Annotated in this window: 4 protein-coding genes; 1 reads left to right on the forward strand and 3 read right to left on the reverse strand. The window is 43.3% G+C overall.

Annotated elements, in window-relative coordinates; all coding sequences use genetic code 11:
* Together Q0O89_RS05275 and sucA are read right to left on the reverse strand one after the other, a co-directional pair.
* On the reverse strand, positions 1-5,945 hold a 5,945-nt coding region (locus tag Q0O89_RS05275; RefSeq protein WP_293730637.1), incomplete at its 3' end, for a hemagglutinin repeat-containing protein.
* Between the two features lie 62 nt (positions 5,946-6,007).
* Entirely contained in the window at positions 6,008-8,815 is a 2,808-nt protein-coding gene (sucA, locus tag Q0O89_RS05280; RefSeq protein ID WP_293730638.1) for a 2-oxoglutarate dehydrogenase E1 component, read from the reverse strand.
* Positions 8,816-9,055: 240 nt separating this feature from the next.
* Between sucA and Q0O89_RS05285 the strand changes: the two genes are divergently transcribed.
* Positions 9,056-10,450: a DASS family sodium-coupled anion symporter gene (locus Q0O89_RS05285; RefSeq protein ID WP_293730639.1), complete on the forward strand. Its 1,395-nt coding sequence runs from the start codon at positions 9,056-9,058 to the stop codon at positions 10,448-10,450.
* Positions 10,451-10,535: 85 nt separating this feature from the next.
* Here the strand turns inward: Q0O89_RS05285 and cysI are convergent, their stop codons facing one another.
* Positions 10,536-12,302 (reverse strand): assimilatory sulfite reductase (NADPH) hemoprotein subunit, encoded by a 1,767-nt coding sequence (gene cysI, locus Q0O89_RS05290; RefSeq protein WP_293730640.1) that lies wholly within the window; start codon positions 12,300-12,302, stop codon positions 10,536-10,538.
* Between the last annotated feature and the right edge of the window lie 163 nt (positions 12,303-12,465).

Below are 12,465 nucleotides of genomic sequence, written 5' to 3' on the forward strand. Positions count from 1 at the left end.
TTAGAATTGACTTTCGATTTACTGTAACTTCCGCCTGCTGAGAAGCCATAGCCGATGGTAGCTGAGCCTGATATGCTTTCCTGCTTACCGTCATATTTCGCGGTGTCTTGTAAACTCTCGATATTTAAGTTTTCCGCACTGACTTCAACCCGTTTACCGATCACTTGTGAGCCGATGATATTGGTATCCTTGCCACTTTCAATCGTCGTTTGACTATTTTTATCGCCTACTTGGCTTGCTACCCACGCTTGACTTTCGCCGTTGCCATAGCCTTTCGCTACGTTACCACCAACCGTTAAACCTGCCGCAATACCTTTGCCTAGCTGAATGCCAACACCAATATTAAAACCCGATGATTTATTTTTACTCCGCTCAAGATGGTTTTCATCCACTGCTTGAATATTAATATCGCCATCTGCTTTTAAATGCGTACCAGCCTGACCCGAGACATCAGAACCTAAAATATCAATGTTTGACTGTTCGCTCAGCCCGGTAGCAACAATATTGACTTTTCCGCCTGCATTGACCGCACTTTTTGCTACTGTATTACCTTCGGTATGCTGCGTTTGAACCGTTTTTTGTTGACCGTAAGTAATACTCACGCCTATAGCACCACCTGTAGTAGAGCCATTTGATATAGCATCCGCAATGCCTTTAAGTTGTTCTGCTGTGCGTACGGCATCAAAAACAGTGTTAGCTGTTGCCATAGCATTAATGCGATTATTTTTACTGCTACCTATTGTTTTAGCAGATTTTAAGGTTGAATCTGCCGCTTGAATTGCCGAAACTACGGCGCCAGTTAAAGCAATGGTGACGCCTTTCTGCTCCATCGTATATTTATAATTACTCTCATAATCCGAATGTGCCGCGGTGATGTTGGCTGATTTGGCAAGAATATCAACATCGCCATTGACCGCGGTGACAACGCTACCTGTTTGCTGGTAATGATTATCCGCGTGAAGAACCGTATCACCTTTTAAGCTCCCCACTTGGCTACTTGCCGCGCTTTCTTGCGTGCGGTCTTGTTCTACTTTTTCTTTTTTCGAGCCTACACTAAAACCAAATCCACCACTGCCCATTAAGCCTGATTTGCTCCTTTTCTCAAAATCTTCTTCAAAAACACGATTTTCCGCTGCTTGAATGCTGATATTTTTTGCCTTAGCAACAAGATGGTTTTCTGCTACTACATTTGAACCCTGAACACTCACATTGCCGTTATTGGCTTGTAATACGACATTGTTACCATCAATGGCAGAGCCTTGCGCGCTATCATAACGGTGGTCATGTTTAGTCACCGAGGTGATAGTTTGCAAGGTGCCGTGGTGGGTGCTTTTTGCGCCGAAAGAGAGTTGCTCTTGGTTGCGGCCTTCTTGGATTTGTACATCGCCATTTGTTGAGCTAAGGGTAACCGTACCGTTGTCACTGTGTATGCCGGCTTGACGAAGTGCGGTGAGGTTTTCGCTTAGAATGTTCACGTCATTTTTTGCCGTCAGTTGACTGCCCACTTCTTGGGTTTGGTCTAGGCGATAATAGTTATCCCCATCTCCATTATAATGTTGTTTGTTGTGGGTGGTGACTATGCCAAGTTCAACCTGATTGCCTTGAATATGAATGATATCAGCGCTGAGATTGGCGGCTTTGACAGTGACATCTTTCGGGCTGTAAATCGTTAATTTTCCGCCGGCATGAATGTCCGCTTGGCGGTCGATAGCGGTATGCGCAAAGGCATTTCCTGAACTATCCGTATTCGCGCTGCGGCTTGTTTGACTGGCGATGTCCACACCTTGACCAGCAAGCAATGTAGCAGAATTCAAGGCTTGAATTTTACCGCCGAGATTGACTAATCGTTGCTCTACATTCAAATTAACCGTGTCGCCTAATACCACTCCATAATTTTGGATGTTTTTCGCGGAAAGTGCGGTGAGATTTCCTCCTGCAACGGTACCGCTATTTTGAATATCGCCGTTGATGTTACCAACAATCTCGCGTGCCGAAATTAATGCGCCTTGTGGGGTGACATCCAGATTGCGCGCCACAAGATACACTTGCGGTGTTAAGACTGTTAAGGTTTTGCCGCTTGGTAAGCGCACTTCTTTGTTCACAAACCATACCATATCCGAAGTGAGTTCCGCCATTTGTTGTGCGGTTAATCCCACGCCAAGGCTAAGATTAAATTTATTGGCATAATAAATTCCACTATCCATCAAGGCTTTGTATTGTTCGAAGTCCGAGCTGTAGTTATCTAAAAAACGGCGTCCTGTGAGCTGGTTGATTTGTTCATTGACCAAGCGTTGTTCATAAAAACCGTCCCCCAAGCGTTTTTGGACATAGTTATGATCGTGACGCAGGGCGTTAAACATATAGTCTGAACTTAACCATTGTTTGCGGTCGGTAAATGTTGGATCGGTTTCCACTAAATAGCCGTTTGGTGCATCAGGGTTAATTTTATACAGGCTAGCTTGCGGTAGCCTTATATCGGCTAAATGGGTTTTAATCACAGGCTGCATATTCTGATCTAAATTGGCAGGGTGAAGCGCTGAAACTTGTCCGGAAATAACCGCACTTGGCGTTGATTGTTGAGCGATTTGGGTGTTAGTGCCTGTGATTTCAGTACCGATTTCATTTAACACTTTTTTAAAGGCGAAATGCTGTGTCGGATGAACGTCATTGATTTCGCCCTCTCCTGTGCCATAAACCGCCCAACGTTTTTTACCTCGCGCACCATAGCGATGACGCTCTTTTCCAAAACCGGCCCATTTACCCGTATCAGTAATATCAATGGTGCCCCAAATATCAATATTTTTTAAGGTAATATTGCCCGCTGTTAAATTCGTATTATTTTCGTTGCGTGTAAAAATACTATCGCCCAATAAGAGGGTTTTACCGACAGAAAGGTTAGAGACATTATTTTCTAAGTCTGCACCTGAAAGCGATAAATTTCCCCCAATCAAAATATTAGCAGGATCACGATATTCAATGGTGCTGGTGACGGTGTGGCGATTATAATCCCAAGTCATCCAATAACGGGATGCAATTCTCGTACCGTTGTTCAAAATAAAGTAAGAGTTAGAATCGCTTCTACTATTATTTTTCAAATCAAAACGACCTTCACCGCCATCTTTATTGAGTAAAGCATAACGTTTTGAACGATTTGCCGGCGCATATTCAATAATATGCTCATCGGTGTGATATTCACCGAGTTTTAAATAAAGATCGTGATTTAATAACCGTTGGGTTTTAATATCCCCATTCCCCAAAGCTTCAAAGGTTGCACTGCCGTTATCGATGAATTTTGCATAGCCTTTCGCTTGGTTATTTTCGTCTAACTGTCCACCAATAGCTATATCGCCAAGGCTGAAAATAAGGCTATGATCTCGATTGACTAAGGTGCCTACACCTAAATCTAGGCGATTTCGTGCGGCAATGGTGGCGGATTTTTCATCTTGATTGAGATTGTTAAGACTTTCTGCTTGGATGGCTAAATGATCGCCGTAAATTCGACCGGTGCCTAAATTATCTAATGTACGCGTTTTGATGATATTTTCCTGACCATCTAACAGCCCATAGTTGGTAAGCGTTGCGGCATTGAGCAAGGTACGGTTTGATGAAATCTCTGCATGAGCAGGATTGAGAATATGATTCGCCGTAAAAGCGGCTTGGTTGCCAACGACTTGCTTGACGTTGTTGGTGAAATTGCCTTGTGTGCTAAACGTCAGATTATTCCCCACGTCAAAGGCTTGGTTTAAGGTAAAACTGTCTTTTAAATCAATGGATAAATTGCCCGCAGTTTTTATTGTGCCTTCTGTCTCTAAGCCTTTCGCTGTTAAATCAATCGTATTTTGCCCCTGAATCAATCCATTTTGGTTATTTACCATCAGATTACCATTGTTTTTGATATAAATGGCGTTTGCTGATAACAGTTCACCCTGTTGGTTATTAATACGTTGGCTCGCGGTAATGGCGGCGGTGTCTGCGCTATAAATTCCACCCTGTTGATTATTTAAAATTGCCGTTTGGAGAGTCAAATTCCCTAACGCTACAATGCCTTTATCTTGTGCTTCGGTTAAGGTTTGTTGGTTGGATAGCCTTTGTCCTTGCGTATTAATATTGATGTTTTGATAAGATTGAATGAGCCCTGCTTCGTTGACCAATTCGCCTGACGTCAGACGCAAATCTTGTTTTGATGCGAGTATACCTTGCGTGGAATCCACTTTTCCGTTGTTTGCATGAATCGTCAGTTGACCTTCAGCAACAAAACGTCCTTGTTGGTTGTTGAACCCCGTGGCATTCACCGTTAAATCTCCTTGGGTTTTAACTGTGCTATTTTGCGTTTGCAGTGTTTTCGGGGTGGTGAGCGTTAAATCACGGTGGGCAATAATCGTGGCGTTGTTTGCTTGGATGTCGCCTTGTGTCGCAGAAATGTCGATAAAATTCGCCGCACTTTGGCTTTGGTTTAGATTGATGTCGGTCGCATTGACCTGAATTTTTCCCGAAGCTAAATTTTTGCCTTGCAGGGTGGTTTTGCCTGTGGTGGTGACGGTGAGATTTTTGCCTTGTGTTGACGCTGTTTCAAGGGTTCGTGTTTCGCCATTGGGTATGTCTTTAGTCTCTACGCCGGCGGCAATCAAGGATGATGTTGATGCGGTAACAGTAGGGGCTTTGTAATGAATATTGCCTTTGGCGATGGTTTCACCTTGCTGGTGAATTTTTTGATTTGCCGTTTGATGAATATTGCCGTTACGTGCCACAACAGAGCCATGTTGTTGAATATCCGCTTGGGTGCTCAGTTGAATATCTTGCTCACTGTTTTCGATTTTGCCTGTGTTTTCAATGCCTTGTTTGCCGGTGAGTTGAATATTTTGGTTGGCATTGACCGTGCCTTTATTGACAATACGCCCTTGGCTGTCGATATGCACTTCGCCGGCACTTGCCCCAATATGCCCCGCATTGCGTACACCTAAACCCTGTTCGGTGCCGATAAGGTAAATTTTGCCCGCATACATACCGCCTAATTCGCTCATGTCCACGGCGTATTTTTCGGGCTGAGGGGTTGAATTTGTAGCGGGTTTGGTGTGAATAATTTTGAGATGGTCATCGTCATTGGGTGTTGCGGCAGTTTCACTGCGTTGAATTTGGTTTTCGCCGGTGATGACGGTCAGTTTTTTGTTTGACCAAATGCCGGCGTTGATTTCCGCTTCGCGTGCAAGGATTTCGGTATAATTCACGCGACTGTTGTCCAAGCCTTTGCCTGACACTTTCACCTTGCCTTTTTCTACGTCAAAGCCGGTGACTTGACCATTTTGGATTTGCGGTTTGCCTGTGGTTAAGGTGGTGCGCCCTGAGTTAATCACGCCACAACCATCACAATGAATACCGTTAGGGTTGGCAATAATCACATCCGCTTTTTTGCCTGCCACTTCCACATAGCCGCGCAATTGGCTTGGGTTGGCGGCATTCACTTCATTTAAAATTACCCGCGCTTCACCACGCGCCAAATAAGGATTGCCCGCCACCAAACCGCCTTGCCGGGTTTGCACGGTGGTGCGGCTGTTGTTTAAAATCGCGCCTTTTTCCGCTACATCAAATTGGGCATATTTATTGTGAGAAAGCCCCTTGCTGTTTGGGGTTTGGATATTCACTTGCGGAATGCCGTTAGCCGTAGAAAGAACAATAGGCTGCTGATTGACCGGCGCAGTTTTATCTGCACGGATTTCAAGGTTGGCAAACGCAGGTTGGGACGCAATAAAAGACACCAAGCCTAAAGCACAAAACAAACGAAAACTTAAAGAAGACAACGACAAAACTGAACAAAAACGCACCGCGCTTTTTACTGCATCCCCATCTCCAGCCGGTGATGATTTATCTGCGGTTTTCGCTAATTCCGAGGTCACCACCAAACGCGACAAGGTACGGTTGAAAATAACGCGGAATTTGGTTTTGTTCATGGTTAACCTCTAGTCAATTTATAAATGATAAATCGCGTGATGGCAAAAACCATCACGCATACTTAAAATGCTAAGTTTAATGCGGTTGTCACTAACTCACGTTGCTGTTCGTTATGCAATGCCATATAGCCGGCAGCAGGGGATGCGGATGCCGGTCGTCCTACATAACGTAGCGTGGCGTCTTTTGGTAAATCCGCGCGGAAGTTGTGTTGGCTACAATACCAAGCACCTTGGTTTAAAGGTTCTTCTTGGCACCAAATAAAATCAGTCACTTGCTCAAACTTCGCTAAAATTGAGCGCACTTCTTCATGTGGATACGGATAAAGTTGCTCAATACGAATAATCGCTACGTCAGTTTGTTCATTTTTGCGGCGTTGTTCTAATAAATCATAATAAACTTTACCCGAACAAAGCACGACGCGTTTTACCCCTTTTGGATCGATAGGATCAATTTCATCAATCACATGTTGGAAATGCCCATTAATCAAGTCATCCATACTCGATTGAACTAACGGATGACGTAATAAGGATTTTGGCGTAATCACAATTAACGGACGGCGTTCTGAACAAAGCATTTGACGGCGCAATAAATGATAAATTTGTGCCGGTGTTGAGGGCACACAAACTTTCATATTTTGTTGCGCACAAAGCTGCAAATAACGTTCTAAACGTGCAGAGGAATGCTCCGGACCTTGACCTTCATAACCGTGCGGTAGCAACATCACCAAGCCACACATTCTGCCCCATTTTTGTTCACCGGAGCTGATAAATTGGTCAATTACCACTTGCGCGCCATTAGCGAAATCCCCAAACTGGGCTTCCCAAATGGTTAAGGTATTCGGGTCTGTTGCGGCATAGCCATATTCAAAGGCAAGTACGGCTTCTTCCGATAACACCGAATCCCACACTTCAAAACGCCCTTGATTAGGGTGTAAATTACAAAGGGGAATATAAGCCTTGCGTTGTTCTTGATTATGTAAAACCGCTTGACGGTGGAAGAACGTTCCGCGTCCTGAATCTTCTCCAGAGATACGAATTGGATGACCATCATCCAGTAAGGTCGCATAAGCCATCATTTCAGCCGCGCCCCAGTCAAATAATTTTTCTCCTTGCGCCATTAATTTACGATCTTCGTAAACTTTAGCAACCCGTGGGTGAATGGGGTGATTTTCCGGGTATTCGCAGGCCTTAAGGGCTAATTCTTTAAACCGTTTTTCATCATATTTAACACCAAAATTGCACACATTCTCACCAAGGAATTTATACCATTGTGCGGTTGACGGATCCGTTTCACGCCATTCATCCACGACACAATCTCCTTGATCTAGGGCATCACGGTATTGATTCATTAACTCTAAGGCTTCGCCTTCTGTTATTACCCCATTTTCCACCAAACGATCCGCATAAACTTTGCGTGGCGTTGGGTGTTTTTTGATGAGCTTATACATCACAGGTTGGGTGGCCAAAGGTTCATCTGCTTCATTATGACCGTGGCGGCGATAGGAGACTAAATCAATGAAAATATCACGTTTAAATTTTGTGCGGAATTCCACGGCAATACGCGCTGCATAAGCAATAGCTTCAGGATCATCACCATTCACGTGAATCACCGGTGCTTCGATCATTTTAGCAATATCCGTACAATATTCCGTTGAACGTGTATCTTTCGTATTAGAAGTCGTAAAACCGATTTGGTTATTAATCACCACACGAATCGTTCCACCCACGCCATAACCACGAGTGCTGGACAGATTAAGGGTTTCTTGTACAACGCCTTGCCCAATCACTGCACTGTCACCGTGAACGGTAATCGGCATCACTTTATTGCGTTCCGTATCATTCAAGCGTTTTTGACGCGCGCGTACAGAACCAATGACTACAGGGCTGACAATTTCTAAATGGGAAGGATTAAAGGCAAGGGCTAAATGTACCGCACCGCCATCCGTCATAAAATCAGAAGAATAACCTTGATGATACTTCACATCCCCAGTGCGATTGCCCGAATGTTTGCCTGCAAATTCATCAAATAAATCCACCGGTTTTTTCCCGAGAACATTCACCAGCATATTCAAGCGTCCACGGTGTGCCATACCAAACACCATTTCTTTCACGCCATTTTTGCCGGCATGACGGATAATTTCTTTCATTAATACAATATAGCCATCGCTGCCTTCTAACGAGAAACGTTTTGCGCCAGGGAATTTTGCCCCAAGATAGCGTTCCAAGCCATCTGCGGCAGTTAATTCTTTTAAGAATGTCAACTGTTCATCACGCGTAAAGAGCGGTCGGTTTAAGAGATTTTCGGCTTGACTTTGTAACCAGGTACGCGCCTCTAAATCATTGACGTGCATAAATTCAAAGCCAAGCGTACCACAATAGGTTTGTTTTAGATTATTCGCCAGTTCACGTAAAGTAATTTTATCACGGCTATACACATAACCACCGATATCAAACACTTGATCCAGATCCGCATCGGTAAATCCATAGAATTTATAATCTAAAGTCGGGGACGGCATACGTTCCCATAGGTTTAATGGGTCTAAATTGGCATCTAAATGTCCGCGGTTTCGGTGACCATTGACCCACTGCAATACTTTCACCAAGCGTTCACTACCTTTTGAATTGACTTCCCCCACATTTGTTTGCGAATTATCGCGAGCAAGGCGTTTGAAATAGTCACGGACTTGAGAGTGCGCTTGCTCTGGCGCAGAAAGAGCGGTAGGTTTTGGAAGAGAATCAAAAGTTTGACGCCAACTTGGCTCAACGCTTTCAGGATTTTTGAGATACTCTTCGTATAAATCCTCAATATAAGACTGGTTTGCACCATTCAAAGCCATTTGTTCTAGCCAATGTTGAAATGTATTTTGCATAGTATCTCCTGTGGTTTGCACTTTTAGGATCTGTTTATCTTTCAATAAAAGGCGGCGACGGAGATTATTTTTTTGAAAGATAAATAGACCCTAGGCATTATACAAAAATTTTTTTAATTCACGGCACTTTTATTGGGAAATATTTTGAAGTACGTCACAAAATCGTAAAAAAGATGTTGAACTATTGTTAAAAAAAGCTAATGTGAGAACATACGAAGTAGTGTAAACAAGGAGCAACGTATGAAAAATATTACGCCGGAACTCAAAACGCAATGGAATCCGAAATCCATCATATTTATTTTGAATATGATACTTTTCGTGGCATTGCTTAAATTTTTACCCTTTGATCCAAAAGCCAATAAAGGCTTGGCATTGCTGGCTTTTGTGGCTGTGCTTTGGTTAACTGAAGCTGTACATGTCACTATTACCGCGCTACTTGTACCGATTTTGGCCATTGCACTAGGTTTAGTCGGAACCAAAGAAGCCCTTGTCGCTTTCGCTGATCCTACTATTTTCTTGTTCTTTGGTGGGTTTGCATTGGCGACGGCATTACATATCCAAAAGCTCGATAGCTTGATTGCCAACCGTATTATGATGTTAGCTCGTGGCAATTTATTTGTTGCCGTACTTTACTTATTTGGCGTCACCGCATTTTTGTCTATGTGGATTAGTAACACTGCCACTGCGGCGATGATGTTACCACTTGCCATGGGGGTTTTAAGTCAATTAGACAGAGAGCGCGAACATAATACTTATACTTTCGTACTCTTGGGGATTGCTTATAGTGCCAGTATTGGCGGTATGGGAACCTTAGTGGGAAGTCCGCCGAATGCTATCGTCGCTTCACAATTACATTTAACCTTTGCCGATTGGTTATGGTATGGCTTGCCAATTATGATCTTATTGTTGCCGTTAATGATCGGGGTGCTTTATATCGTGTTTAAACCGCGTTTAAATATCCATTTCGAGCAAACCTTTGAAAAAATCGAAATGAATTCAACGCGTTGGAAAGCACTCGGTATTTTCATTTTTGTCGCACTTTGTTGGATTTTTAGCTCACAAATTAATCCAATCATCACTGAAGCATTAGGATTACCGAAAAAAATCGCTGGGTTTGATAGTATCGTAGCTCTATTAGCTGCGGCATTAATCGCTATTACAGGTGTTGCCAATTGGCAACAAATCCAAGACAACACAGAATGGGGCGTGTTAATGCTCTTTGGTGGCGGTTTAACCTTAAGTAGCGTGTTGAAAAATTCCGGTGCAAGCCAAATTATGGCGGATGGTATTGTGTTCTTAATTGATGGCGGTCATTTCTACATGATTGGTCTTATTGTCGCGGCATTCATTATTTTCTTAACGGAATTTACCAGCAATACCGCCAGTGCCGCTTTATTAGTACCGATTTTTATCTCTATTGCCCAAACCTTAGGCATGCCGGCTATTGGTTTAGCATTGATCATTGGTTTAGGGGCAAGCTGTGCCTTTATGCTTCCGGTCGCTACACCGCCAAATGCTATTGTATTTGGTACCGGCGTGATCAAACAAGGGGATATGGTCAAAGCAGGTATTATACTCAATATTATCTCTGTCTTTGCCATTGCCACTTTCGGCTATCTGTTCTGGCTTAATTAATGTGAAAATCCCATAAAAAAACACCGCACTTTGGTCTTCTATGTTAATCCCCAAGTGCGGTTTGTTTTTTCGCTGTTTTGCTATTTTAGGCTTGTTTCACCGCAATAGCATCCGCATCCCAGAAATCTACCGGGGCATTTAATACAGGTTTGATAATCCCTGCGCGAATCACAAAATCACCAAAACCTTCATTTTCTTGGCGTTCTGTTGCCCAGCGTGCAACAAGGCGGTCAATTTCTGCCAAGATTTCAGGCAAGGTTTTGTTTTCTTGATATAAACGCGGAATACGATAACCTGCGCGATCGCCGCCGATATGCAAGTTATAACGTCCCACCGCTTTACCTACCAAGCCAATTTCTGCCAACATTGCACGTCCACAACCATTTGGGCAGCCTGTGATACGCGTAATAATATACTCATCAGGAATGTTGTGTTTGGCTAAGATTTGTTCCATTTCAGCGGTAAAGTCGGGCAAAATACGCTCTGCTTCTGCCATCGCGAGTGGACAAGTTGGAAACGCCACGCAAGACATCGAATATTCACGCTGTTTGCTAATCGGTTCTAATAAGCCATATTGACGCGCTAAATTCTCAATCACCTCTTTTTGATCTTCCGGCACGCCCGCAATAATAATATTTTGGTTTGCGGTGATGCGGAAATCCCCTTGGTGAACTTTGGCAATTTCAAGCATCCCTGTCATTAACGGTTTTGCCGGATCGTTATCCGTTAAACGACCGCTTTCTACAAATAAGGTTAAGTGCCATTTATTGTCAATGCCTTTCACCCAACCAAGGCGATCGCCACGTTCTGTAAATTCATAAGGACGAATGGCTTCAAATGGGAAGCCCATACGGCGTTCTACTTCCACTTTGAAACTATCTAAACCCATCGCTTGAATAGTGTAACGCGTACGCGCATGTTTACGATCCGCGCGGTTACCAAAATCACGTTGTGTGGTCACCACCGCTTCCGCCGCTTTCAGCACTTGATCTCGCGGAATATAACCTAATTCTAACGCCACGTGCGGATAGGTTGTGGTATTACCGTGTTCCATCGACAAACCACCGCCCACTAGCACATTAAAGCCCGCCAATTTACCTTGCTCATCGGTAATTGCCACGAAGTTCATATCATTGCCAAACACATCCACATCATTTAATGGCGGAATGGAAACCGTAGTTTTGTATTTACGCGGCAAATAGGTTTTACCCAAAATTGGCTCATCTTCTTGCCCTAAAAAGCTATCGGAACTCAAGGCTTTTTTGCCGTCAATCCACACATCCACATAGCCATTGGTACGCGGCAATAAATGCTCAGAAATTTTCTTTGCCCATTCATAAGCTTCTTGGTGTAATTCGCTTTCAATCGGGTTTGAGGTACAAAGTACATTACGGTTCATATCAGAGGCCGTGGCAATCGAATCCAAACCAATGCTATGCAACAAACGGTGCATATCTTGTAATTTCGTTTTCGGCACACCGTGATATTGGAAAGTTTGACGGTTGGTCAAACGAATGGAACGATAATAGCTGTTTTCACGGGCAAATTTATCAATTTCAATCCATTGATAAGGTTTGATAATCCCACCCGGCAAACGGCAACGCAACAACATAAATTTACGCGGTTCCAGTTTTTCTTCCAAGCGTTCCGCACGAATATCGCGATCATCTTGCTCATACATACCGTGGAAACGAATTAATTGGAAATTATCGCCTTTAAAACCACCGGTTAAACCATCTTTTAAATCATCTAAAATCGTCCCACGCAAAAAATTACTTTCTGCTTTCAAACGTTCATTATCAGAAAGCGGCTGCGCTTTCCATTCTAAACCTTTTTGAATTTTGTCTGTCATACTCACTCCGATTTTTCTTTAATAAGTGCGGTCAATATTTCCAGATTTTTAACCGCACTTTGATATTCAATTATGGGTTCCCTTCTTTGCCGCCTAAAAATGATTTAATTTGTAGGAAAATTTATACTGTTTGAGCGCAGCGAGTTTATAAATTTTCCGTTAA

The sequence above is a fragment of the uncultured Actinobacillus sp. genome, assembly GCF_945915845.1.
In the GTDB taxonomy this organism is placed as follows: domain Bacteria; phylum Pseudomonadota; class Gammaproteobacteria; order Enterobacterales; family Pasteurellaceae; genus Exercitatus.

Coding starts and splice junctions, on each gene's coding strand:
- sucA (WP_293730638.1), bottom strand. CDS start 8,815: ATGCAAAATACATTTCAACATTGGCTAGAACAAATGGCTTTGAATGGT.
- Q0O89_RS05285 (WP_293730639.1), top strand. CDS start 9,056: ATGAAAAATATTACGCCGGAACTCAAAACGCAATGGAATCCGAAATCC.
- cysI (WP_293730640.1), bottom strand. CDS start 12,302: ATGACAGACAAAATTCAAAAAGGTTTAGAATGGAAAGCGCAGCCGCTT.